General features: G+C 68.0%; 22 protein-coding genes and 1 pseudogene. 18 read left to right on the top strand and 5 right to left on the bottom strand.

The window, feature by feature from the left end; all coding sequences use genetic code 11:
- Nucleotides 1-120: 120 nt before the first annotated feature.
- The 3 genes and pseudogenes from B5D37_RS14960 to B5D37_RS12855 all read left to right on the top strand — a co-directional run.
- Nucleotides 121-573, top strand: a pseudogene (locus B5D37_RS14960) (OmpA family protein); the annotation flags it as partial.
- Between the two features lie 76 nt (nt 574-649).
- On the top strand, nt 650-1,378 hold the full coding sequence (locus tag B5D37_RS12860; RefSeq protein WP_078759143.1) for a pseudouridine synthase: 729 nt from the start codon (nt 650-652) through the stop codon (nt 1,376-1,378).
- A 134-nt stretch (nt 1,379-1,512) separates the two neighbouring features.
- Entirely contained in the window at nt 1,513-1,809 is a 297-nt protein-coding gene (locus tag B5D37_RS12855) for a hypothetical protein (protein WP_143814317.1), read from the top strand.
- A gap of 93 nt (nt 1,810-1,902) precedes the next feature.
- Here B5D37_RS12855 and kbl read toward each other — a convergent pair whose 3' ends face one another.
- A complete protein-coding gene (gene kbl / locus B5D37_RS12850; protein ID WP_078759142.1) occupies nt 1,903-3,096 on the bottom strand; it encodes a glycine C-acetyltransferase in 1,194 nt (397 codons plus the stop codon).
- 112 nt (nt 3,097-3,208) lie between these two features.
- Nucleotides 3,209-4,231 carry an L-threonine 3-dehydrogenase gene (gene tdh / locus B5D37_RS12845; protein WP_143814318.1) on the bottom strand — a complete coding sequence of 341 codons (1,023 nt, stop codon included), beginning with the start codon at nt 4,229-4,231 and terminating at the stop codon, nt 3,209-3,211.
- A gap of 157 nt (nt 4,232-4,388) precedes the next feature.
- Here tdh and B5D37_RS12840 point away from each other — a divergent pair, with 157 nt between their 5' ends.
- The 8 genes from B5D37_RS12840 (at nt 4,389) to B5D37_RS12805 (ending at nt 14,843) form a co-directional block, all read left to right on the top strand.
- The gene (locus tag B5D37_RS12840) at nt 4,389-6,569 is read left to right on the top strand and encodes a S46 family peptidase (protein WP_078759140.1); all 2,181 of its coding nucleotides are present in this window, start codon (nt 4,389-4,391) and stop codon (nt 6,567-6,569) included.
- A 102-nt stretch (nt 6,570-6,671) separates the two neighbouring features.
- The gene (locus B5D37_RS12835; protein WP_200809253.1) at nt 6,672-8,762 is read left to right on the top strand and encodes a S46 family peptidase; all 2,091 of its coding nucleotides are present in this window, start codon (nt 6,672-6,674) and stop codon (nt 8,760-8,762) included.
- Between the two features lie 5 nt (nt 8,763-8,767).
- Entirely contained in the window at nt 8,768-9,409 is a 642-nt protein-coding gene (locus tag B5D37_RS12830; RefSeq protein ID WP_078759139.1) for a histidine phosphatase family protein, read from the top strand.
- Nucleotides 9,410-9,448: 39 nt separating this feature from the next.
- Nucleotides 9,449-10,726, top strand: a complete 1,278-nt coding sequence (folC, locus tag B5D37_RS12825; protein WP_078759138.1) for a bifunctional tetrahydrofolate synthase/dihydrofolate synthase — start codon at nt 9,449-9,451, stop codon at nt 10,724-10,726.
- A 90-nt stretch (nt 10,727-10,816) separates the two neighbouring features.
- Nucleotides 10,817-11,812: an SPOR domain-containing protein gene (locus B5D37_RS12820; RefSeq protein WP_078759137.1), complete on the top strand. Its 996-nt coding sequence runs from the start codon at nt 10,817-10,819 to the stop codon at nt 11,810-11,812.
- A 19-nt stretch (nt 11,813-11,831) separates the two neighbouring features.
- A complete protein-coding gene (locus tag B5D37_RS12815) occupies nt 11,832-12,395 on the top strand; it encodes a CvpA family protein (protein WP_078759136.1) in 564 nt (187 codons plus the stop codon).
- 3 nt (nt 12,396-12,398) lie between these two features.
- On the top strand, nt 12,399-13,868 hold the full coding sequence (gene purF / locus B5D37_RS12810) for an amidophosphoribosyltransferase (protein ID WP_078759135.1): 1,470 nt from the start codon (nt 12,399-12,401) through the stop codon (nt 13,866-13,868).
- Between the two features lie 150 nt (nt 13,869-14,018).
- A complete protein-coding gene (locus B5D37_RS12805; protein WP_078759134.1) occupies nt 14,019-14,843 on the top strand; it encodes a ferritin-like domain-containing protein in 825 nt (274 codons plus the stop codon).
- A 115-nt stretch (nt 14,844-14,958) separates the two neighbouring features.
- Here B5D37_RS12805 and lpxH read toward each other — a convergent pair whose 3' ends face one another.
- Nucleotides 14,959-15,714, bottom strand: a complete 756-nt coding sequence (gene lpxH / locus B5D37_RS12800) for a UDP-2,3-diacylglucosamine diphosphatase (RefSeq protein ID WP_078759133.1) — start codon at nt 15,712-15,714, stop codon at nt 14,959-14,961.
- Nucleotides 15,715-15,919: 205 nt separating this feature from the next.
- Between lpxH and gltX the strand changes: the two genes are divergently transcribed.
- Together gltX and B5D37_RS12790 are read left to right on the top strand one after the other, a co-directional pair.
- Nucleotides 15,920-17,326, top strand: coding sequence for a glutamate--tRNA ligase (gltX, locus tag B5D37_RS12795; RefSeq protein WP_078759132.1), 1,407 nt, complete (start codon nt 15,920-15,922; stop codon nt 17,324-17,326).
- Between the two features lie 23 nt (nt 17,327-17,349).
- On the top strand, nt 17,350-17,835 hold the full coding sequence (locus B5D37_RS12790; RefSeq protein ID WP_078759131.1) for a transcriptional repressor: 486 nt from the start codon (nt 17,350-17,352) through the stop codon (nt 17,833-17,835).
- A gap of 161 nt (nt 17,836-17,996) precedes the next feature.
- Here the strand turns inward: B5D37_RS12790 and B5D37_RS12785 are convergent, their stop codons facing one another.
- A complete protein-coding gene (locus B5D37_RS12785) occupies nt 17,997-20,204 on the bottom strand; it encodes a TonB-dependent receptor (RefSeq protein WP_078759130.1) in 2,208 nt (735 codons plus the stop codon).
- A 75-nt stretch (nt 20,205-20,279) separates the two neighbouring features.
- Between B5D37_RS12785 and B5D37_RS12780 the strand changes: the two genes are divergently transcribed.
- The 3 genes from B5D37_RS12780 to B5D37_RS12770 all read left to right on the top strand — a co-directional run bounded on the left by B5D37_RS12780 (nt 20,280) and on the right by B5D37_RS12770 (nt 21,791).
- Nucleotides 20,280-20,690: a MerC domain-containing protein gene (locus B5D37_RS12780; RefSeq protein ID WP_078759129.1), complete on the top strand. Its 411-nt coding sequence runs from the start codon at nt 20,280-20,282 to the stop codon at nt 20,688-20,690.
- Nucleotides 20,691-20,781: 91 nt separating this feature from the next.
- Complete coding sequence (locus tag B5D37_RS12775) at nt 20,782-20,964, top strand: 30S ribosomal protein THX (protein ID WP_078759128.1); 183 nt, start codon at nt 20,782-20,784, stop codon at nt 20,962-20,964.
- 113 nt (nt 20,965-21,077) lie between these two features.
- Entirely contained in the window at nt 21,078-21,791 is a 714-nt protein-coding gene (locus B5D37_RS12770; protein WP_078759127.1) for a hypothetical protein, read from the top strand.
- A gap of 2 nt (nt 21,792-21,793) precedes the next feature.
- Here B5D37_RS12770 and hutI read toward each other — a convergent pair whose 3' ends face one another.
- A complete protein-coding gene (gene hutI / locus B5D37_RS12765; RefSeq protein WP_078759184.1) occupies nt 21,794-23,032 on the bottom strand; it encodes an imidazolonepropionase in 1,239 nt (412 codons plus the stop codon).
- 53 nt (nt 23,033-23,085) lie between these two features.
- Between hutI and B5D37_RS12760 the strand changes: the two genes are divergently transcribed.
- The gene (locus tag B5D37_RS12760; protein ID WP_078759126.1) at nt 23,086-24,429 is read left to right on the top strand and encodes a formimidoylglutamate deiminase; all 1,344 of its coding nucleotides are present in this window, start codon (nt 23,086-23,088) and stop codon (nt 24,427-24,429) included.
- Nucleotides 24,430-24,512: 83 nt separating this feature from the next.
- Nucleotides 24,513-24,727, top strand: a 215-nt coding sequence (locus B5D37_RS12755; protein WP_143814316.1) for a leucine zipper domain-containing protein, incomplete at its 3' end; no start/stop codon positions are given.

Genomic DNA, 24,727 nt, shown 5'->3' with positions numbered 1-24,727 from the left:
AAGAGCATGTCGGCGGATGAGTTCGACGCCTGGATGAAGCAGCGCGGCGTGCGGGTGGCCACGGGTCAGCCGGCCGTGCCGCTGGCACAGAACTGTCCGACCCCCGAGGGGGACCGCGGTGATGACGACGGCGATCGCATCATCAATTGCCTCGACCAGTGCCCGGATTCGGAGGCAGGCCAGACCATCGGTCCGGATGGCTGCCCGGTGCCGGTATCGATCGATCTCGAAGGCGTGACCTTCGCCTACGATGCCGCCACCCTCGGCGACAGCGCCAAGTCGGTACTGGACGAGGCGGCCGAGATCCTGCGCCGGCATCCGTCCCTCACGGTCGAAGTGGCCGGCCACACCGACTCACGCGGCGATGCCGGTTACAACCAGAAGCTCTCCGAGCGCAGGGCGCGTGTCGTCTACGATTACCTGGTGGCCCAGGGCATCGACGAGTCGCGCCTGATCGGACCGGTCGGGTTCGGCGAATCGCGTCCGCTGGTTCCCAATGAAACCCCGGATGGCAAGGACGACCCGGAAGGCAGGGCGGAGAACCGCCGCACTGAACTGAATATCCAGAACTGATCGGCCGTCTGCATGAAGGGAAGCCCGGCTCTGCGCCGGGCTTCCGCATGTGCACCGTTCTTCTACGCTGCCTGCCATGACCCCTCCACGTCGCCACGGCGTTGCCCGGACGCTTTCCAAACTTGGCATCTGCTCCAGGACCGAAGCCGCGAAACGGGTGAGGGCGGGGCGCGTCAAGTTGAATGGCCGCGTGGTCCTCGACCCGGAACACCCGGTCGTCCAGGGCCGTGACAGGCTCGAGCTCGACGGAAGCGCGGTCGAGGTCGAGCGCTGCTACGTAATGCTCAACAAGCCGCGGGGGCTGGTTACCACCGTCAGCGACGAGAAGGGGCGCGACACCGTCTACCGCTGCCTGGAGGATGCGGAGCTTCCATGGCTCGCCCCCGTGGGCCGGCTGGACAAGGCCAGCGAGGGGTTGCTGCTGTTGTGCAACGATCCGGAGTGGGCTGCCTCTATCACCGACCCCGCCGTGGGGCCGGACAAGACCTATCACGTGCAGGTGGACACCCTGCCCGATGCCGAGCTGTTGAACTCGATGCGGCTTGGCCTGGATGCAGGGGGGGGGCATCTGCACGCGAAGGCGGTGCGTCTGCTGAGGGCCGGAGAGCGCAACAGCTGGCTTGAGGTGGTACTGGACGAAGGCCGGAACCGGCACATCAGGCGCCTGCTCGAGGCGCACGGAGTGGGCGTTTTGCGGCTGGTACGGGTCGCGGTGGGGGGGCTGCAGCTGGGGGATGTGCCGAAAGGAGGATGGCGGCGACTGGACGCGGGGGAAGTCGCTGGGCTCCTGCCAGCGGGGCGGTGAGTCCGGCGGAAGGTGACTGACCGGGTTCAGCGCGGCGCTCCGTCTTTCAAGGAATGTGGCGCCGCTCACCCTTTGCGTCACCCACAGGCCCTTTTCGTCACCTACAATTCATCCGTCATTAGGGGAGGTGAGTCATGGGGAAGTACTTTTTTGCGGTTCCGCTGTTGTCGGCGCTGTTGGCTCCTGCGGCATTCGCAACCGAGGCGGCGCCTGCGGCGGCCGAACCCGCCATCGTTGATGCGGCCACGTATGCGCCGAAGACCGAGCACGACAACACGCCGTGGCGTTTCAACATGGAACAGAACGGCAAGCGCATGAGCGCCGACGAGTTCGATGCCTGGATGAAGGCACGCGGGGTCCGCGTTGCCAAGGGTGCCGCGGCTCCGGTCGAAGGGGCGCCGCCGGTGACCGAGGCCTTGCAGGACAAGTAACGCTGGGCCCCCGCCGGGGGTGCAGGGCGTACGGAGAACATTCGATGAACCCGGCTCCGGCCGGGTTCTTGATGTGGGGTGATGCCCCGGCCGTCAGGCGGCCACCACTCCCAGTTCCCGGCCAATCCGGGTGAACGCATCAATGGCCCGGTCCAGGTGCTCGCGCGTATGTGCGGCCGACATCTGCGTCCGGATGCGCGCCTGGCCCTGCGGCACGACCGGAAAGAAGAAGCCGATCGCGTAGATTCCTTCCTCGAGCAGGCGTTCCGCGAACTTCTGCGCCAGCGGCGCGTCGTAGAGCATGACCGGAGCGATCGGATGGACGCCGGGCCGGATATCGAAACCGGCCGCCGTCATGCGTTCGCGGAAGTAGGCGGTGTTCTGCGACAGTTGTTCGCGTAGGTGGTCCGCCTCGACCAGCATGTCGAAAGCCTTGATTCCGGCGGCCACGACGTGGGGCGGCAGCGAGTTGGAGAACAGGTACGGCCGTGAGCGCTGGCGCAGCAGCTCGATGACTTCGCTCCTGGCCGAGGTGTAGCCGCCGATCGCCCCGCCCATCGCCTTGCCGAGGGTGCCGGTGAAGATGTCGATCCGGTCCAGCACGCCCTTGACCTCGGCCGCGCCGCGGCCGGTGCGTCCCACGAAGCCTGTCGCATGGCAGTCGTCGATGTGCACCAGGGCACCGTACTTGTCGGCCAGCGCGCAGATCTCGTCCAGCGGCGCGATGAAGCCGTCCATCGAGAACACGCCGTCGGTGGTGATCAGCTTGGTGCGAGCGCCCGCCGCGTCCGCTGCCTGCAACTGCGCTTCCAGGTCCGCCATGTCGCAGTTGGCGTAGCGGAAGCGTTTCGCCTTGCACAGCCGTACGCCGTCGATGATCGAGGCATGGTTGAGCGCGTCGGAGATGATCGCGTCCTCCGGCCCCAGCAACGGCTCGAACAACCCGCCGTTGGCGTCGAAGCACGCGGCGTAGAGGATCGTGTCCTGGGTGCCCAGGAACTTCGAGATCCGTTGTTCAAGCTCCTTGTGCAGGTCCTGCGTGCCGCAGATGAAGCGCACCGACGCCATGCCGAATCCGTGGGTATCAAGCGCTTCCTTGGCCACGGCGATGATGTCCGGGTGGTCGGCAAGCCCCAGGTAGTTGTTGGCGCAGAAGTTGAGCACGCTGCGGCCGTCTTCCAGGGTGATCTCCGCCGATTGCGGGCTGGTGATGATGCGCTCCTGCTTGAACAGGCCGGCGTCGCGGATGGACTTGAGGTCTTCCTTGTAGCGTTCGGTCAGTGACATGGGAGGTCCTTGCAGGGTTGTGTAGGAGTGACGTGAGTCGCGAGCGCGCTGGAGTCGACCGGTCAGTGGGTCGCGACTGACGTCGCTCCTACAGCGCGGATCGGTGCCACGGTCAGGTCCAGCTCAGCACGACCTTGCCGGCCTTGCCCGATTCCATCAGCTCGAAGCCCTGCTGGAACTCCTCGACCGGCAGCTGGTGGGTCAGTACCTTGCCCAGCGGGAATCCGCTGAGCACCAGCTGGGTCATCTTGTACCAGGTCTCGTACATGCGCCGGCCGTAGATGCCCTGCACGGTGAGGCCCTTGAAAATGAGCTTGTCCCAGTCGGCGCCGGCACCCTTGGGCATGATGCCGAGCATCGCGATCTTGCCGCCGTGGTACATGCAGTCGAGCATGTCGTTGAACGCGCGCGGGTTGCCGCTCATCTCCAGGCCGACGTCGAAGCCTTCCATGTGGAGGTCGGCCATGACGTCCTTCAGCGAGGTGTTGGCGACGTTGACCACGCGGGTGGCGCCCATGTCGGCGGCGAGCTTGAGCCGGTAGTCGTTGACGTCGGTGACCACGACATTCCGTGCGCCGATGTGCTTGCAGATGCCCGCCGCGATGATGCCGATGGGGCCGGCACCGGTGATGAGCACGTCTTCACCGACCACATCGAACTCCAGCGCGCAATGCGCCGCGTTGCCGTAAGGGTCGAAGAAGGCCGCCAGTTCACCCGGGATCTGGTCGGGGATCGGCCACAGGTTGGAGGCGGGCATCGAGATATATTCGGCGAACGCGCCATCGCGGTTGACGCCGATGCCGATGGTGTTCGGGCAAAGGTGCTGCTTGCCCGCGCGGCAGTTGCGGCAGTGGCCGCAGACGATGTGTCCCTCCGCCGAGACGCGCTGGCCCACTTTGTAGCCGGTGACTCCGGGTCCGAGCTCGACCACCCGCCCGACAAACTCGTGACCGACGACCAGACCGGGCTTGATGGTGCGCTGGCTCCACTCGTCCCACAGGTAGATGTGCAGGTCGGTGCCGCAGATGGCGGTCTTCTCCACCTTGACCAGCACTTCGTTGGCGCCGGGGGAGGGCACCGGGACGTCCTCCAGCCAGATGCCCTTGGCGGCCTCGCGCTTCACCAGGGCCTTCATCGTCGTTTGCGTCATGAGGTCGCTCGAATGCGAAAAATTCGCCGCAAAGTATACGCGGCGGTCCCTACCGGCTTCGTGAGTCATCCGGTTCCGGGCAATTGCCGGTGCTGGCTGCTTCGCCTATGTTCAGCCGACTCCTTCTCTTCCGGAACCCTCCATGCGACCACGCCTGATCGCCGTGTCCCTGAGCCTCGCAGTCGCCGCTTCGGCCAACGCCAACGAAGGCATGTGGATGCCGTCCCAGCTGCCGGAGATCGCCGCGGAGCTGCGCGAAGCCGGCTTCGAGGGCGACCCCGCCGACCTGGCCGACCTCACCCGGGCGCCGATGAACGCGGTCGTCCGCGTGGGGGGCGGAACCGGCGCCTTCGTTTCCGGCGAGGGTCTGGTGCTGACCAACCACCACGTCGCCTTCGGCGTGATCCAGTACAACTCCAGTGCCGACCGCGACCTCATCGGCGAGGGCTTCATCGCCGGCCAGCGAGGGGACGAGCTCCCGGCCAACCCCGATTTCCGCGTAAGGGTGACCACCGGCTTCGACCGCATCACCGACCGCATCCTCGCCGACGCACGCGGCAAGCGTGGCCGGGACTATTTCGATGCCGTGGATGCGGCATCCAAGTCGGCCGTCGCGGAATGCGAGCAGGTGCCCGGACGCCGCTGCAGCGTCGCAAACATGAACTACGGCACCGACTTCTACCTCGTCACCCAGCTCGAGCTCCGCGACATCCGGCTGGTGTACGCGCCACCCGACGCCATCGGCAGCTACGGCGGCGAGATCGACAACTTCATGTGGCCGCGCCACAGCGGCGACTTCACCCTGCTGCGTGCCTACGTGGCGCCCGACGGCAGCCCGGCCGACCATTCCCCCGCCAACGTGCCCTACGTGCCGCCCGCGCACCTGCAGGTCGCGACCTCGCCGGTGGCGTCGGGAGACTTCGCGATGCTGGCCGGCTACCCGGGCACGACCTACCGCCACCGCACCGCCTCCGAGTTCGCCGAGCAGGTGGAATCGACCCTGCCGGAGCGGGCCGACCTCTACAGGAGCCTGATCGACACCATCGAGGCCGCGATCGGCAGCGATCCGGCGGCGAAGGTCAGCTACGCCTCCACCCTCGCGAGCCTCGAGAACGGGCTGAAACGTGCAACGGGCGAGCTTGAAGGGCTGCGCCGCAGCGATGCGGTGGCCGGTCGCCGGGCGGATGAGCAGGCCATGCTGGACTGGTTGGCGGCACACGCGGATAACGAGGCCACCCGCCAGGACATCGAGGCCCTGGAGGGTGTGCTCGACGGGGCCCGTGCCAGCCGGGAGCGTGACCAGGTGCTGGGCGCGCTCCGCCGCTTTCCGCAGTTGTTCGCCTCCGCCCTGCGCCTGCAGCGGCTCGCTTTGGAGCGCGGAAAGCCCGACGCCGAGCGCGAGGCGGGGTACCAGCAGCGTGACGAGGCGCTGATCGAGGGCGGCCTGCGACAGGTCCAGCGCCGGTACGCGGAGGACGTCGAGAAGGCTGTGATGGTGCACCTGCTGGAGCGGCACGCCGCACTGCCGGACGCGCAACGGGTCCCGGAGCTGGAGGCGGTGTTTGGCGGGTCCGCCGACCAGATCCGCACCAGGGTGGACGCCTTGTATGCCGGTACCGCGCTGGACGCGGAGGACGAACGCCTGCGCATGTTCGGGGCGGCGCCGGCCGAAGTGGCGGGGAGCGACGATCCGTTGCTGCAGGCCGCCGCCCGCCTGCAGCCGGCGTTGCTGCGCCTGGAGGACGAAGAGAAACAGCGCGACGGGGAACTGCTGCGCCTGCGGCCCTCGTACATGAGCGCGCTGATCGGCCATCGTGAATCCCAGGGCCAGCCCGTCTATCCCGATGCCAATTCGACGCTGCGCGTCAGCTATGGCCAGGTCAGCACGATGGATCCGCGCGACGGGGTGCGCTACCTGCCCCTGACCACGGTTGAAGGGATCATGGAGAAGCACACCGGAGAGGCGCCGTTCGACGCGCCGCTGCGCCTGCGGGAAGCGATCGCCGCGGGCGACTTCGGTCCGACCGCCGATCCCGCCCTGGGCACGCAGACGGTCAACATGATGACCAACCTCGATACCACCGGCGGCAACTCCGGCTCCCCGGTGCTGGATGCCCGGGGGGCACTGGTGGGGCTGAACTTCGACAGCAACTGGGAAGCGGTCAGCGCCAGCTGGAAGTTCGACCCACGCTACAAGCGGGCCATCCACGTGGACATGCGCTACATGCGCTGGCTGATGGACAAGGTCTACCCCGCGCCGCACCTGCTGGAGGAGATGAACCTGCCGGTAGAGGGCCCGTCGATGGCCCCGGCTGCGCGCTAAACTCGCCCGTTGGACTTCCAGGAGCACACCATGCGTCATTCGATCTTGGCCACCGCCATCGCGCTGGCAGGCGTCACCGGTTCCGCCGCGGCGGGCGAGGGCATGTGGGTGCCCCAGCAACTGCCCGAAATCGCAGGCCCGTTGAGCAAGGCCGGCCTGGAACTGCCCCCGGAGCAGTTGGCCGACCTCACCGGTGATCCCATGGGCGCGGTGGTGTCGCTGGGCGGATGCACCGCCAGCTTCGTGTCCCCGCGCGGGCTGGTGGTGACCAACCACCACTGCGCGTACGGCGCGATCCAGCTGAACTCCACGCCGGAGAACAACCTCATCGACAAGGGCTTCAACGCCACCGACCTGTCGGAGGAGCTCTCCGCCGGTCCCAATGCGCGGATCTACGCGCTGGATTCGATCCGCGACGTCACCGCGCAGGTCAAGGCCGCCATCGCCGCCGCGCCCGATGCCGCAGGCCGGTCGCAGGCGCTCGAGGCGATCGAGAAACAGCTGGTGGCCGACTGCGAGGCGGAGGAAGGTTTCCGCTGCCAGTTCTACAGCTTCTCCGGCGGCAACACCTACAGGCTGTTCAAGAACCTGGAGATCAAGGACGTCCGGCTCGTCCATGCGCCGCCCAACAGCATCGGCAGCTATGGCGGCGATATCGACAACTGGATGTGGCCGCGGCATACCGGCGACTACACGTTCTACCGCGCGTACGTCGGGCCGGACGGCAAGCCTGCCGCGTACGCCGAGGACAACGTGCCGTACGAGCCGCGGCATTGGCTGAAGATCGCCTCGCGTCCGCTGGAGACGGGAGACTTCGTGATGGTCGCCGGCTACCCCGGCCGCACTGCCCGCTATGCGTTGGCGGCGGAATTCGACGAGACCGCTCAGTGGACCTATCCCACGCTCAAGGGCCACTACGAGAACCTCGTGGGCCTGGTGGAAGCCGCCGGGGCGGAGAACGAGGACATCGAGGTCAAGTACGCCAGCACCGTGCGCGGCTGGCACAACGCGATGAAGAACTACGGTGGGCAGCTCGAAGGTTTCGAGCGCATCGACGCCAGCGCCACCAAGCACCGCGAAGAAGCGGCCGTGCTCGACTGGCTCCGCGGGCAGGGCGCCGAGGGCGAAGCCGCACTGGCTGCCCATGAGCGCCTGCTCGAGTTGCACGAGGCGGAGAGCGCCACGCGCGAACGCGACCTGGTGCTGGGCCAGCTGCGCCGCACCGGCGTGATCGGTGCCGCCACCGGCCTCTACCGCTTGGCGATCGAACAGGCCAAGCCGGACGCCGAGCGCGAACCGGGCTACCAGCAGCGCGACCTGCCGGGCTTCGAGGGCTCGCTGCGGCAGATGGAGAAGCGCTACCACCCGGCGATGGACCGCCAGCTGCAGGAGTACTGGCTGCGCCAGTATGTCGAGTTGCCGGAAAGCCAGCGCGTGGAGTCGATCGACCAGTGGCTGGGTGGCGACGACGAAGCCGCCGTGCAGGCCGCACTCGACAAGCTGGCCCGCACCCGCCTCGGAGACCTCGACCAGCGGCTGGCCCTGCTGGAGGCGGACCCGGCCGATTTCGAAACCAGTGACGACCCCGCGCTGCAGTTCGCGGTCGCGGTGATGCCGACCCTGCTTGAACTGGAGCGGGAGGCCGAGGCGCGGCAGGGTGACGCGCTGCTCGCCCGCCCGGCGTTCCTGCAGGCCGTCGCCGATTACAAGGCCAGCCAGGGCGGCTTCGTGTACCCGGATGCCAACTCTTCCCTGCGCATCACCTTCGGCAACGTGCAGGGCTACACCAAGGCCGACGGCACACGGCAGGCGCCGTTCACCACGATCGATCAGATCGCCGCCAAGCACACCGGCGAGGAGCCCTTCGACTCCCCGCAGGCCCAGCTCGATGCCATCGCCGCCGGCAACCATGGCGGCCTGGCGAGCGAGGCGCTGGGTACGGTGCCGGTCAACTTCATGGCCGACCTGGACATCACCGGCGGCAACTCCGGGTCCCCGGTGATGGACGCCCGCGGTGAGCTGGTCGGGCTGGTGTTCGACATGAACTGGGAGAGCGTGAGCTCGAACTGGGTGTTCGATCCGGACATGACCCGCGTGATCGCGCTCGACGCGCGCTACATGCGCTGGGTGATGCAGGAGGTCTTCCCGGCACCGCAGGTGCTGGAGGAACTCGGGGTGCCGGAGCAGGAATAGCACCCATGAAGATCATCCTGGCCCGCCATGGCGAGACCGAATGGAATGCCGCCGGCCGTTACCAGGGGCAGGCGGACATCCCGCTGTCGCCGGTGGGGGAAGCGCAGGCACGTGCCCTCGGCGAGCGACTGCGCGACCTGCCGGTCGATCGCGCCGTCGCCTCGCCCCTGGGGCGGGCGCGGCGCACGGCCGAGCTCGCCCTGGGCGAGCGCAGCGGAATGCTCGCCACGGATGCGGGGCTGATGGAGATTGCCCACGGCACATGGGAAGGCCTGCTGGCGACCGAGATCGCCGAGCGCGACCCCGACCTGCTGCAGGCATGGCGCGACACGCCGCACGAGGTGCTGATGCCCGGCGGCGAGTCGCTGCAGCATGTGTTCGATCGTGCATGGGCTGCGCTGGCCCGGGCGGCCGATGGCCTCGCGGCGGATCAGACCCTGCTCGTGGTCGCCCACGATGCCGTCAACCGGGTGCTGTTGTGCCACGTGCTGGGCATTCCGCTCGGGCGCCTGTGGACGTTCCGGCAGGCGCCGACCACCCTCAACCTGCTGGAAGGGCCCGACGTGGACCGCCTGGAGGTGGTGCGGCTGAACGACTGCAGCCACCACACGCCGTTCTTCGGCGAAGCCGTGCACCGCGCGCTGTAGCCGCGCGATCGTACCCACCACTCCGACCGGCGCCTGCCAATGACCCTGGACCAGTGGCTCGAGTTCATCGAGCGGCAACACCCCAAGTCGATCGACATGGGGCTGGACCGCGTGCGCGAGGTTGCCGCCCGCCTTGCCCTTGGGCGGCCTGCGCGGCAGGTCGTGCTGGTCGGCGGTACCAACGGCAAGGGCTCGACCGTGGCGTTCATCGAGGCGATCGCCCGGGAAGCCGGCTGGAAGGTGGGCGCGTACACCTCCCCGCACCTGCTGGCCTACAACGAGCGCGTCCGGATCGAGGGGCACGACGTCGGCGACGATGCACTGGTCGAGGCATTCGAAGCGGTCGAGTCGGCCCGCGGCGAGGTGCCGCTGACCTATTTCGAGTACGGCACGCTGGCCGCGCTGTGGCTGTTCGCCCGTGCAGGCCTGGATCTTGCGGTGCTGGAGGTGGGGCTCGGCGGCCGCCTGGATGCGACCAACATCGTCGAGCCGGATGTCTCGGTGGTGACCACGGTCGACCTGGACCACCAGGATTACCTTGGCGGCGACCGCGAACTCATCGGGCGCGAGAAGGCCGGCATCGCCCGCGCCTGGAAGCCGCTGGTACTGGGGGACGACGATCCGCCCTCGAGCGTGCTGCGCCACGCCTATCTCATCGGCGCATCGGCCATCCGCATCGGCTGCGACTTCTTCTTCGAGGCCGATCCCGAGGACGCGCCGGCTCACCATTGGCGCTGGCGCGAGGTCGGGTATTCGATCGACCTTTCGCGCCCCCGGCTACCGGCCCCCGTGCAACTGCGCAACGCGGCGGTGGCCGTGGCCGCGCTGCGGGCACTGGAGTCGTCCCCCGACGACGGCGCCATCGCCCGTGGCATCGCGGGCGCTCGCCTGCCGGGCCGCCTCCAGCGGTTCGAACAGGCGGGCGTGGAAGTGGTGGCGGACGTCGGCCACAACCCGCAGGCGGCCCGGGAGCTGGCGGCATGGCTGAAGGCATCGCCGGCACCGGGACGGACCCTCGCCGTCTACGCGGCGCTGGCGGACAAGGATGCGGCCGGCGTGGTCGCAGCGCTGCAGGGCGAGGTCGACCACTGGCACCTGGCCGGGCTCGAGGAGCATGCGCCGCGTGGCATGGACGTGGACGCCTTCGCCGACCGGCTCGGGTCGGGCGCCGCATCGGCCGGTTCGCGCCACCGTACCGTCGGCGACGCGCTGGATGCGGTGCTCGCGGAGTCTCACAGCGGGGATCGGGTGCTGGTGTTCGGGTCGTTCCACACCGCTGCCGCCGTGCTGGCCCGGTTCGGTCCGCCGCGAGCCTGAACGCCGCACCGGCAGACGCTGCGTCAGAGCCGGCGCACCGGGCTGCGAGGGTATAATTCGCGGGCACTCCGCCGAGGCATGCGATATCCGATGGAACCCGCCCTGAAACAGCGCCTGATCGGCGCCGCCGTGCTGGTCGCGATCGCGGTGATCTTCCTGCCGATGCTGATCAAGGGGCCGGCGCCGGAAAGCGGCGTGTCGGATGTCTCCCTGGACGTCCCGGATGCACCGGCCGAAGGATTCGAGACCCGCGAGCTACCGCTCGTGACCCCGCCGGCCCGACAGGCGGGCAGCGTCACCGGCGCCGGCATGGAGCGTGGCGACGAGGCGCCTGAAGGTGCGCTGCCCACTGTTGATACCCGTGACGGCGCCGACGCCGTCGAAATGACGCCGCCCCCGGTCGAAGGCGGTGACCTTGCCGTCAGCTTCGGCAGCTATGCCAGCGCCGACGATGCGCGGCGCGTTGTCGACGCGCTGCGCGGCTCCCAGCTTCCGGGCTACCAGGAAACCACGCTGGTCGATGGCCGCACGCTGTACCGGGTCAGGATCGGACCGTACGACTCGCGCGCGACCGCCGAGGCTGCGCGCCTGCGCGCCGCCCACGTGCGGGACGACGTCGGCTCGCGCGTGGTAGCGCTGGATGACGAGCTCGACACAGATCGCGCTTCGGCGGGCGCGGCCACCCCGGCGGCTGCCCAAGAGGAGGCGCCGAGCGCTCCCGAGCCCATGCCGGCCGAACCCGCGCCCCGTCCGGCGGCTTCGACGCCTGCCGCGGAACCGGCCGAGCCTGTTGCGAAGCCGGCGCCCAGTGCCCCGCCATCCGCGCCGGCCGACCCCCCGGCCGCGGCTGGCGTCGGGTTTGCCGTGCAACTCGGGGCTTTCAGCAACGAAGCCGATGCGGCCAGGTTGCGCGACCGCGCCCGTGCCGCGGGACTATCTGCCTTCATCGAGCGCGTCCAGGGGCAGAACGGCCCATTGAACCGTGTCCAGGTGGGTCCGGTCGCCGACCGCGCCGAAGCCGAGCGCTTGAAGGCCCGTGCCGCCGCGGAACTCGGCGTCAACGGCTTCGTGCATTCGCACCCGTGAGGGCGGTCACGCCGAAGCGATGAGTGCGGTCGATTGGGTACTGGTGGCAATCGTCGGCGCATCCGCGCTGTTCGGGCTGATGCGCGGATTCGTCGGCGTGCTCGCTTCCTTCGCAGCCTGGGTATTGGCAGCGTGGACGGCATTCCATTTTGGTGGCGCGGTCGGGCTGATGCTGGCGGTGGACGGGGAGCCGAGTGCCGGCCAGCTGTTCGGTGGCTACGCGCTGTGTTTCATCGTCGTGCTGCTGGCAGTCGGACTGGTGGGCTGGCTGGTCCGCAAGCTGGTGCACTCGATCGGCCTCTCCGGGCTGGACCGGCTGCTCGGCCTGTTGCTGGGCGTGGCACGCGGTGCGTTCGTCGCCTGCGTGATCGTGCTGCTGCTCGGCCTGACCGAACTGCCGCGCGAGGCGGCGTGGCAGTCCTCGCCGGTGGTGCCGCTGTTCGTGCCCGGTGCCACCTGGCTGAGCGCGTGGCTGCCGGGCTGGGTGGCGGCGCAAGTCGATCTGCACGGGCACGGCACCGAAACACCGCTGCTGTCACCCGATCATCTTCCAACGCAACAGCTCGTACCTACAGGATCCTGAACCATGTGCGGCATTATCGGAATCGTCGGCCACAGCGAGGTCGCAGCCCGGCTCTATGACGGCCTGACGGTGTTACAGCACCGCGGCCAGGATGCCGCGGGCATCGCCACCGCCGATGGCCGGCGGCTGCTGGTGCAGAAGGGCAACGGCCTGGTCAGTGACGTCTTCGACGAAGCGTCGATGCGGTTGCTCCGGGGCAACATCGGCATCGGCCATTGCCGCTACCCCACCGCGGGCAGCGAGGGCGACGACGAGGCGCAGCCGTTCTACGTCAACTCGCCATTCGGCATCGCGCTGGCGCACAACGGCAACCTGATCAACACCGATTCGCTGCGTGGCGAAGTGTTCGAGCAGGACCGGCGCAACATCAACACCGAGTCCGATTCCGAGGTGCTGCTCAACGTTTTCGCGCATGAGCTGGACGGGCAGAAAGCGCTGACTCCGCAAGCCGCGTTCGATGCGGTAGCCAACGTCTACCGGCGCTGCGTCGGCGGCTACGCGGTGGTGGCGATGGTGCTCGGCCTGGGTGTGGTGGCTTTCCGGGATCCCAACGGCATCCGGCCGCTGGTGCTGGGCAAGCGCACCACCGAGGCGGGCGACGAATACGCCGTGGCGTCCGAGTCGGTCGCGTTCGACCTGCTCGGCTTCAGCCGCGTGCGCGACGTGAACCCCGGCGAGGCGGTGGTCCTGACCGCCGACGGCCAGTTGCACGCGCGCCAGTGCGTGGAGCCGGGCAAGCACACGCCGTGCATGTTCGAGTACGTGTACTTCGCCCGCCCCGATTCGATGATCGACGACATCTCGGTGCACAAGGCGCGCATGCGCATGGGCCAGACGCTGGGTGAGAAGATCCTGCGCCTGCGGCCGGACCACGACATCGACACCGTGATCCCGATCCCCGACTCCTCGCGCGACGCCGCGCTGGAAGTCGCCCACGTGCTGGGCATCAAGTACCGGGAAGGCTTCATCAAGAACCGCTACGTCGGCCGCACGTTCATCATGCCGGGCCAGGAGCAGCGGGCGAAGTCGGTGCGGCGCAAGCTCAACCCGATCCCGCTGGAATTCCGCAACCGGGTGGTGCTGCTGGTCGACGACTCCATCGTGCGCGGCACCACCTCCAGGCAGATCGTGCAGATGGCACGCGAGGCGGGTGCCCGCAAGGTGTACCTGGCTTCGGCGGCACCACCGGTGCGCCACCCCAACATCTACGGCATCGACATGCCCACCGCCGACGAGCTGATCGCCTACAACCGCACCGAGGAGGAAGTACAGGAACTGCTCGGTTGCGACTGGCTGATCTACCAGGACATCGAGGACCTGGAGCACGCGGTGGCGGGACCGAAGCATGACATCAAGTTCTTCGACTCGTCCTGCTTCAACGGCGACTACGTCACCGGTGCCGAGGCCGATTACTTCGAGCGCATCAAGCGCCTGCGCTCGGACGACGCCAAGAACACCCGCCGCGGCGGGTAGGCCTGCGGTATTTGCCCGGCTGCGCGCAAATGTAGGAGCGGCTTCAGCCGCGATCCGGAACCGTGTGCCCGTGCCGGTTTCCGATCGCGGCTGAAGCCGCTCCTACAGGAGCCCGGTAGTGGGCTCGAATCAAGGAGTTCCATCGATCGGATGACCATGCCCAGCTCCCTGTTCGACACCGCCCGTAAGTGCCTGGACGCCGCGACGCCGGAAGCCAAGGTCGAAGCGACCTTCGCCGCGGTAGCGGCCTTCGCCCGCGGTGAGCTCCAGGTTCCGGCCGACGCTCCGGCACCCGAGCCCATCCGCATGCCGGGACGTCCCGCGCGGCCTCGGCTGGTGTCGCCGCGCGACCTGCCCAAGCGCGGCCTGGGTACCGACGAGGGCAGAGCGGCGTTCATCCACGCCATCGCCCATATCGAATTCAACGCCATCGACCTCGCCTGGGATGCGGTCTACCGCTTCCGCGGCCTGCCCGAGGCGTTCTACGCCGACTGGGTGGGGGTCGCGAAGGACGAGGCGCGGCACTTCGAACTGTTGCGCGGGCGCCTGCGGGAACTGGGCTACGAATACGGCGACTTCGATGCCCACAACGGCCTGTGGGAGATGGCCGAGAAGACCGCGCACGACGGCCTGGCGCGCATGGCACTGGTGCCGAGGGTGCTGGAGGCGCGCGGGCTCGACGTGACGCCGGGGATGATCGACAAGCTCCGGTCGATGGGTGACGAGACCACCGTGGCGATACTCGAAGTGATCCTGCGCGAAGAGGTCGCGCACGTCGCCGCCGGCTCGCGCTGGTTCCGCTGGTACTGCGAACGCGCCGGCGTGGAGCCCGGCCCCACTTTTCGCAGCCTGCTGGGCGAGTACGCGCGCGCCGTGCTGTATGGCCCGTTCAACATGGAGGCCCGCAGCCGGGCCGGCTTCGACGACGAAGAGCTCGCGATGCTGGAGGCCTTCACCCGCGAACGGAAGTTGTAGGAGCGGCTTCAGCCGCGATCGACAATTGGAGCCCCGACCTCCCCCTGTAGGAGCGACGTCAGTCGCGACCCCGCGGGTTCAGATGGCGATGTACAGGTCGCGACTGACGTCGCTCCTACGGGGCCGGAGAAGTCCCGGCAGCGAGGGACTCCAGATGGAACCCTTTTTCATCCACGCGCAGCACCGAGCCCTGCTCGTACCAGTCGCCCAGCACGATGCGCCGGCACTGCCGTCCGTCCACGTCCAGCTCGTGCACCGCAGGACGGTGCGTGTGCCCATGGATCAACGTGTCGATGCCGAACCGGGAGAACGTCTGCCCCACAGCATCGGGTGCCACGTCGGTGATGGTCTCCATCCGCCCCTCGCCCTGCAGCCCCTGCTGGTGCGCCATGCTGGCCGCACGTGCCTGCCGGGCGAAGGCGAGCCGGGCGGCCAACGGTTGCGAGAGGAACTGCTTCCGCCACGCAGGGTCGCGCGTCTGGGTGCGGAACTGCTGGTAGGCGACGTCGCCCGTGCACAGGGTGTCACCGTGCATCAGCAGTACCGGCTTGCCGTGCAGCACCACCACGCTGGGGTCGGGCAGGATCGACATCCCGGCGCGCCGGGCGAAGTCTTGGCCCAGCAGGAAATCCCGGTTGCCATGCATGAATGCCACCGGCGTGCCTGCCTCGACCAACGCGCGCAGCGCATCGGCCACGAAGGCGCCGGTATCGGACGGGTCGTCATCGCCCACCCACGCCTCGAACAGGTCGCCGAGGATGTAGAGCGCATCCGCGCCCCGGGCTTCTTCCCGGAGGAAGCGCCCGAACAGCTCGGTGATGGTGGGGCGCTCGGCGTCGAGGTGGAGATCGGAGATGAAGAGCGTGGTCATGGCGGAATTGTAATCGCGGCGGACGGGGTCGCTCGCCGGTCGGTTGTCAGCGCATTTGTAGGAGCGGCTTCAGCCGCGATCTGATGTTTCGTGGCCTTGCCGATTCCATGATCGCGGCTGAAGCCGCTCCTACAAGTGCCCCAAGTCCGGCAGGCGCCGCCGGCACCGGCTAAAATCACCGGCTTGCCGTTACGAGCCTGCCTGCATGACCTGCCGCACCCGTTTTGCCCCCAGCCCCACCGGCTACCTGCACATCGGCGGTGCGCGCACCGCACTGTACTGCTGGCTGGAGGCGCGTCGCCGCGGTGGCCAATTCATCCTGCGCATCGAGGACACCGACCGCGAACGCAGTACGCAGGCCGCGATCGACGCGATCCTGCAGGCGATGGAGTGGTTGGGCCTGGATTATGACGAAGGCCCCATCTACCAGACCCATCGGCTCGACCGCTACCGCGAGGTCGCCGAACAGCTGGTCGCGGCCGGCCACGCCTATTACGCCTACGAAACCAAGGAAGAGCTCGAGGCGATGCGCGAGGCCGCGATGGCCGCCAACGAGAAGCCGCGCTACAACGGCGCCTATCGCGACAAGGACGCCGGCTATCGCGATGATCCGAACCGGGTCATCCGCTTCAAGAACCCGCTCGACGGCGTGGTGGCGTGGGACGACAAGGTCAAGGGACGCATCGAGATCGCCAACAGCGAACTCGACGACCTGGTGATCTTCAGGTCCGACGGTTACGCAACCTACAACTTCGCGGTGGTCGTGGACGACCTCGACATGGGGATCACCGACGTGGTGCGTGGCGATGACCACGTCAACAACACCCCGCGCCAGATCAACATCTACAAGGCGCTTGGCGCGGAAGTCCCGCACTTCGCCCACCTGCCGATGATCCTCGACCCGGAAGGGGCCAAGCTGTCCAAGCGCACCGGCGCCGCCGACGTGATGCAGTACCGCGACGCCGGCTACCTGCCGCACGCGCTGCTCAACTACCTGGTCCGGCTGGGCTGGTCCCACGGTGACCAGGAGATCTTCTCGATCGAGGAGATGAAGTCGCTGTTCGACCTGAAGGACGTCAACGCCAAGGCATCGCGATTGGATCCGGCCAAGCTGGGCTGGCTCAACCAGCAATATCTGAAGGCCGATGATCCGGCCGAAGTCGCCGCGCACCTGGCCTGGCACCTGCGAGAGGCGGGTTACGACCTCGATGCCGGCCCGGCGCCGGCGGATGTCGTCGTCGCCCTGCGCGATCGGGTCCAGACGCTCAAGGAGATGGCAGAGCGCGCCGCGGTGTGGTTCGGGCCGCTGGTCGAGTACGACGAAGCGGCAGTGGCCAAGCACCTGAAGCCGGCCGCGAAGGCGCCGCTTGCCGACGCACGCGGTCGTTTGGCTGACCTGCCGGAGTGGAACGCCGAAGCGATCAATGCGGCCCTGCACGACACCGCCGCTGCGCTCGAACTCGGCATGGGCAAGGTCGCCCAGCCGATGCGCGTGGCTATCACCGGGACCCAGGTCAGCCCGGATATCTCCCATACGGTGTACCTCGCCGGCCGCGAGCAGGCGCTGGCCCGCATCGATGCCGCGCTTGCAAAGATCCCCGAAGGGAACTAGATCAGGGGCATGAGGCCCGGACCATGAGCCACGACCACGCCTGCACCGATCCGCTGCACCACGTGCACGATGCCGACGCATTCGTCAGCGAGGTCGAGCGCGTGTGCGACAAGCGCGGGCTTCGCCTGACACCGATCCGTGCGCACGCCCTGCGCCTGATCGCCGACGCCGAGCGGCCGGTGAAGGCCTACGAGCTGCTGGACCTGATGAAGGCCACCCACGATGCCGCGGCGCCGCCGACGGTGTACCGCGCGCTCGATTTCCTGTTCGAGCACGGCTTCATCCACAAGCTGACGTCGATCAACGCCTTCGTCGGCTGCCACCATCCCGGCGGCGAACAGCACGCCGTGCCGTTCCTGATCTGCGACCGCTGCCATTCGGCGACCGAGCTGGAGGACCGGCAGGTGGTGGAGTCGCTGGACATCCGCGCCCGCGCGCTGGGCTTCGTCCCACAGGCGCAGACGCTGGAAGTGCATGGCCTGTGCGCGGAGTGCGCGAAGGCCGGCTGAACCCCGCGCTCGTAACCGCTGTTGTAGGAGCGGCTTCAGCCGCGATCACGGAATCGGATCCCATGATGGTTCACGATCGCGGCTGAAGCCGCTCCTACAGGTTCACCAGGAGCGCCAGCCGCTGACCCCTGCGGCGACCGCGCCGTCGCAGGGGCCAGCCATCAGAAGAACCCGCGGATCCCGAACTCGATGCCACGGCCCGGGAGTGGCGCCAGATCCTTGAGGAACGAGGTGTGCGGCCGCGCCTCTTCGTCCAGCAGGTTGCTCCCGTCGACGAACACCTCGACCGCGTTCCCGCCCGGCGTGTCCAGATGCCAGGCGAGGTGCGCATCCACCAGCGTGTAGCCCGGCGTCACCGTCTCGTACTCGGCCACGTCTTCCTGCTCGGCATAGCGGACCGCGCCCACGGAGGCACGCCAAGCGGCGGTTTCCCAGCGAAGTTCGCCTCCCACCCGGGCAGGGGCGATGCGCGGCAGGTTGCCGCTGTTCGGCAGCGACACCTCGTAGTGGTGCGCATGGTCGCCGTGCGGGACCGCAACATCGATGTCGCGCGAGCCGATGCCATCGAGTTCCGCCTTCACCACGTCCCCGAATACCCGCAGTGCCCACGCACCCGTCCGGTTCTCGATGAAGGTCCAGTCGAGCGAGGCTTCGGCTCCATCGAACCTTGCGTCCTGCTGGGTCCAGGCACGTACCGGGCCGTCGCCTTCGTCGATGCCGGTTTCGGCCAGGTAGACGAAGTCGTCGTAGCGCACGTGCCAGATCGACGCCGCAAGTTCCAGCGGGCCGTTGTGCCAATGCACGCCGATCTCGGTACGGTTGGCAGTCTCGACTTCCAGGTCCGGGTCCCCCAGTTCGACGCTGCCGGTGGCCACGTGCAGGCCGTTGGAGTACAGCTCCTCGGCGGTGGGGGAGCGTTGGGCGCGATCCAGTCCGAACGAAAGGTGGGCCGCGTCGCTCAGGTTCCAGCGCAGGGCGGCGGAGAGGCTGGTGGTGTCGAAGTCACGGTCGGGACCAATGGCGGCGCCGTCCGCGACGTCGACCTCGTTGCGGTCGTGCCGCAGTCCGATCTCCAGTTGCGTCCGGTCTTCGAAGAAGCCGTGCTCGGCGATCCAGAACACGCCCAGGTCCCGCGCTTCCGATCCCGGGACGAAGGCCTCGTCGCCCACGGCGAGGAACTCGCGCTGCGACCACTGCACCCCGAACGCGCCATCCCAGCCCGAGATCGGCTGGTGCACCAGCTCGACCCGCGCCTCGGTACTGGTGTTGTCGAACACGGTGCCGACCTCGCCATCCTCGAATTCGGTATGGGTGTACTCGGTGCGGGCCAGCTTGGCCCGCAGCGATTCGAAAGGCCCCAGCCGGTCCAGCCCGCCGCGCAGTTCGGTGCGGCGCTGATCCATCACGATGCGTACGCCTTCCTCGCCGTGCAGCGCCTCGTCGGCATGGTCGTCGTCGTCGTGATCATCGTGGTCGTCGTGATCGTGGTCGTGTGCTTCCTCGTGCGCGTGGCCCGGCACCCCGTAGCGGTTGTTGAACAGGCTGTAGCCGACGCCGACGAACCCGCGGTCGCCGACCCAGGACACACCGAGCGCGGCGCTGTCGGTACGCACGCTGCTGTTGGCCAGGGTGCCCCCGGTGCCGGGTTCCGGCGTCTCGCCTTCCTCGGCCAGCAGCCGCGCGCTCTCGGCATGGCCGGGGATGTCGTAGTCCCCGGTTTCGCGGTGGAGTGCGTCGAAGTGGAATACGACGTTCCCGGATGCCGAGGTGCCGTCGAGCCGGAACATCCCGGTGCGCTGGTCGTTGACGGTGCCGCCGCGAAGCTCGGCGCGTCCTTGCAGGGGTTGGGCGGTGGCCGCTTCGGGCACCCTGCCGTCGACCACGTTGACCGCGCCACCGATGGCGCCGCTGCCGTACAGCAACGTGGCCGGCCCCTTCAACACTTCGATCTGCTCGGCCAGGAACGGCTCGATGGACACGGCATGGTCAACGCTCACCGTCGACACGTCGCCCGATCCCAGCCCATCGCTCAACACCTGCACGCGGGCCCCATCGAAGCCCCGGATGATCGGGCGGCCAACGCCAGGCCCGAAATAGGACGACTGCACGCCGGACAGCTTGTCGACCGTTCCGCCCAGCGAATTGGACTTGGCGGCTTCGAGGCGGGCGCCGGCAAGCACCTCCACCGGTCGCACCAGATCGTCCGCGGTGCCGCGCAACGGGGTGGCGCGGACCTCGACCGCGGCCAGGTCGACCGGGTCATGGTCGTGCGGGTTGGACTGGGCCGGCTCGGCGGCCTGGGCGACATGCACCGCCAGTGACAACGCGAGGAACAGTGGCAGGTGATGCGGGAGGGTTGCTTGGGCCATGTCCGAGGGGCAAGAGGTTGCGGAGGAGACGGAATGTTATATTATAACGATCTCGTGTCCAGCCCCCCGAAAGTCATGTCTCCATCTTCCAGGCGCAATCTGTTCGACCGGGTCGGCGCCTACGGCTCGATCATTTGTGCGCTGCACTGCGCGCTCCTGCCCGTCGCTATCGCGCTGTTGCCGTCCGTCGGCATGGTGGCCTTGGCCAGCGCCGGGCTCGAGCAGGCGTTCGTGGTGTTTGCGACCCTGCTGGGGCTTGGCAGCCTCGTGTGGGGCTACCGGCGGCACGGCGCGGCGCGGGCGCTGTGGCTGCTGATTCCGGGGTTGCTGATCCTGTGGGTGGGGGTGTTGTACCCGCCACTGCACGAGTCGGTCGTGCCGCATGCCGTCGCGATGACGCTCGGCGGGACGCTGGTCGGCCTTGGCCACGTCATCAACCTGCGCCTGAACCACGGCCACGTCCATGACGCCGGGTGCGCCCATTGATGCTTCGGGGCGGACTGGCGTGCTAATCTAGGCTGCTATTCGCGCCGTTTTGTGCGAGCGCACATCGATCGAACCATCTGGGAGCAAGACCATGGGCAAGGGCGACCGCAAGACCGCCAAGGGCAAGCGTTTCAACTCCAGCTACGGCAACGCCCGCAAGACCGTGACGAAGACGACCGGGGCAGCCCCCGCGCCGGTGGTGAAGAAGGCCACCAAGACCGCGAGTAAGGCGCCTGCCAAGAAGGTCGCCAAGAAGACCGTCGTCAAGGAGTAATCCCGGCCCGCTACGGTCGGTGAAAAAAGCCCCGCCTGTCGCGGGGCTTTTTCGTTGCCGGGCCCTGAGCCCGTGGGTAAGGTGCAGCCTCCCACGAGAAACGGAGGTTCCGGATGAAGGTCGATTCCAATCGCCTGCTCTTTGCCTGGGCGGGTGCACTGACCATCGGGCTGGGCGTCGTCCTGCTGACGGGCGCGACCGGGGTACGCAGCCAGAAATTCGATGTCATCGACGTGCAGCGCATAAACGTGCGCGAGCCCGACGGGACCCTTCGCATGGTGGTGTCGAACCGTGAGCAGTTCCCTGGTCTGATCATGAAGGGCGAGGAATTCAAACACGACCGGGGGGCCGCAGGCATCGTGTTCTTCAATGATGAAGGCACCGAGAATGGTGGGCTTGCCTTCGCCGGTCGTCGCAAACCCGACGGATCCGTACAACACTTCGTGCACCTGAGCATGGACAGGTTCGAAGAGGACCAGGTGACGGTTCTCAATCACATCGAGAACGGAAAGAACTACCAGGCTGGCCTCACGGTCAACGATCGTAGCGAGGAATCGTCCATCGAGTCCATTCGCAAGTTCCAGGAAATCGAGAGTCTGGGGGAAGTTGAACGCGAAGCACTGATAGCGGAACTGGGCGAGGGATTCGCCGAGCGTGTGTTCTTGGGGCGGCGCGGCGAAGGCGAGGCGCTGGTGATGTTGCGTGACGGAGAGGGCCGTCCGAGGCTGCGCCTCGCAGTGCAGCGCGATGGAACTTCCTCCATCGAGTTCCTTGATGATCAGGGTGAGGTCTCGGGAAAAATTACCCCCGAGTCACTACGGCAATAGTGTCAGTCGAAGCGTAGGTGTCGCTGGCCCCCGGCATACACCGCCCGCGCCAACCGCCCCCCCAGCCAGTACCCCAGTTCGGATGGGTGGCGGATCGCCCATTGCACGAAGTCGGCGCGCTGGCCGACGCGGAGTACCCCGCGGTCGTCGAGTCCCAGCGCCTTGGCGGCGTGGACGGTGGCACCGCGCAGCGCCTCCTCCGGGGTCAGCCTGAAGTGGGTGCAGGCGAGCTGCATGGCCTGGCGCATCGACTGCAGTGGGGAGGTGCCGGGGTTGCAGTCGGTCGCTAGGGCCATCGGCACGCCGTGCTCCCGGAAGGCGTCCAGTGGTGGCAGCGTTGTCTCGCGCAGGACATGGAAGGCGCCGGGCAGCAACACCGCGACCGCGCCCGAAGCGGCCATGGCGCGGACGCTGTCGGCGCTGGTGTGTTCGACGTGGTCGGCCGACAGGCCTCCGAACTCCGCCACCAGCCCGGCACCGCCCAGGTCGCTCAGCTGGTCGGCGTGGAGTTTCACCGGCAATCCGAGCGCACGCGCTGCGTCGAAGACCCTGCGCGTCTGCGCCGGGTCGAAACCGATGCCTTCGCAGAAGGCGTCGACCGCGTCGACCAGGCCCTCGTCGTGCAGCCGTGGCAACCAGGCCACCACTTCGTCGATGTAGGCGTCGGCGCGGCCGGCGAACTCCGGCGGCAACGCATGCGCCGCCAAGTAGGTCGTGCGGACCGTTACCCCGAGCTGCTCACCGATCCGGCACGCCACGCGCAGCATCTTGCGCTCATTGTCGAAGTCCAGGCCGTAGCCGGACTTGATCTCGAGCGTGGTGGCGCCGTCCGCCAGAAGGGCAAGCGCCCGTGGCAGGGACTGTCGCAGCAGCTCGTCCTCGTCCACCTCGCGCACGGCGCGGACCGTGGAGAGGATGCCGCCACCGGCCCGTGCGATGTCCTCGTAGCTCGCGCCCTGCAGCCGCATCTCGAACTCACGTGCGCGGTCGCCGGCGAAGACCAGGTGGGTGTGGCAGTCGACCAGGCCTGGGGTGATCCAGCCATCGCCTTCGACAACCTCCCGTGCCAACTCCTCGGGCGCCCCGGGCAGGTCGCGGCGGCGGCCAACCCAGGCGATGCAGCCGCCCCGCCAGGCCATCGCACCATCCTCGATCCCGCCGTAGCCGCTGTCGGCATCCAGCGTCGCCAGCGAGGCGCCGACGATGATGCCGTCCCACTTGTTGTTCGACTCGTTCGCCATCGGGCCATTGTAGGCGGTCGCCGATTTCACGCCGGCCACGCGACAATGGCCCCATGAGGACGATTCCAAACGCCAGGACCTGGCACCCCGACGGCTGGCAGGACGGTGTCAAGCTCGACGTCGATGCGCATGGCCACATCACCGCCGGCCGCCATGGCGGCACCACCGACCAGCGCGTGCTGCCCGGCATCGCCAACCTGCATTCGCATGCCTTCCAGCGGGCGATGGCGGGCATGGGCGAGCGCCAGACGAACCCCGCCGACTCGTTCTGGACCTGGCGCGAGACCATGTACCGCTTCGCGGCGCGGTTCACGCCCGAGACGCTGCACGCCGTCGCCGCGCAGCTGTACGCGGAGATGCTCGAAGCCGGATACACCACCGTGTGCGAGTTCCACTACCTCCATCACGCGCCGGACGGAAAGCCGTATGAAGATCCGGCGGCGATGTCCCGCGCGCTGGTGGCCGCGGCCCGTGAAACCGGCATCCGCCTGACCCTGCTGCCAGTGCTGTACATGACGGGTGGCTTCGACGGCCGCGCGCTGGGCGAGCGGCAGAAGCGCTTCGGCCACGACGTGGAAGGCTATCTCCGCCTGCTGGACGCGCTGCGCAACGAGGAAGGACCGCTGGTGCGGGTCGACTGCGCGCTGCACAGCCTGCGCGCGGTGCCGGAGGCGGCGATGACCGAAGTGCTCGCGGCGCTGCCGTCGGACAGCCGCATCCACGTGCACATCGCCGAGCAGACTGCAGAAGTGGACGAATGCGTGGAACGGCGCGGCGCCCGACCGGTGCAGTGGTTGCTCGACCAAGCGGACGTCGGGCCCCTCTGGACGCTGGTGCATGCGACGCACCTGGACGACGCTGAAGTGCGCCGCGTGGCCGCAAGCGGCGCGACGGTCGCCATCTGCCCCACCACCGAAGCCAACCTGGGTGACGGGCTGTTCCGCCTGCGCGACTTCCTCGATGCCGGTGGGCGCTGGGGCATCGGATCGGACTCGCACATTTCTGTGTCACCGGTCGAGGAACTGCGCTGGCTGGAATACGGCCAACGACTGGTAACCCGCCGACGCAACATCGCGGCCACCGAGCGCTTCCCCAGCGTCGGCGAGAGCCTGCTGCACCACGTGGCCAGCAGTGCCGGCGATTCCACCGGCCATCCGATCGGTGGCCTCTACGAAGGCGAATACGCGGATGCACTGGTGCTGGATGTCGCCGCCGCGCAGCTTGCAGGCGCACAGGACGAAGATGCCATCGATCGCTGGGTCTTCAGCGGCAACCGACCGCTGGTGCGCGAGGCGTGGGTGGGCGGCAAGTGCGTGGTCGACAACGGCCGGCACTATCGCAGCGACCTGGTCGCGCACAACTATCGTGCCGCGATGGAGCGCCTGCTGGCGGACTAGATGTGATCTCTCAGTAGGTTGTTCATCCGGGGTGGTCCCGGAAGACTGGAGGTGCGAATCAGCCACCCCTCCAGGAGCCCCGGATGAACCTGCATAAACATGCCCGCCTTAGCCCTCGCGGTCGAGCCCTGCTCGTGGACCGCATCTTGATTCAGGGCCTGCGCGTGGAAGAAGCCGCACACGCCGCCGGCGTGAGCGTTCGAACAGCGTACAAGTGGCTGAAACGGTTCAAGGAAGAAGGTTCGGGCGGGTTAACCGATCGATCCTCGAGACCGCGGCACTGTCCCCACGCGACAGC

Origin of the sequence: Lysobacter spongiicola DSM 21749, from assembly GCF_900167055.1 — a bacterium.
GTDB classification, from domain to species: Bacteria; Pseudomonadota; Gammaproteobacteria; order Xanthomonadales; family Xanthomonadaceae; genus Novilysobacter; species Novilysobacter spongiicola.
This window is presented reverse-complemented; position numbering and strand designations above follow the sequence as displayed.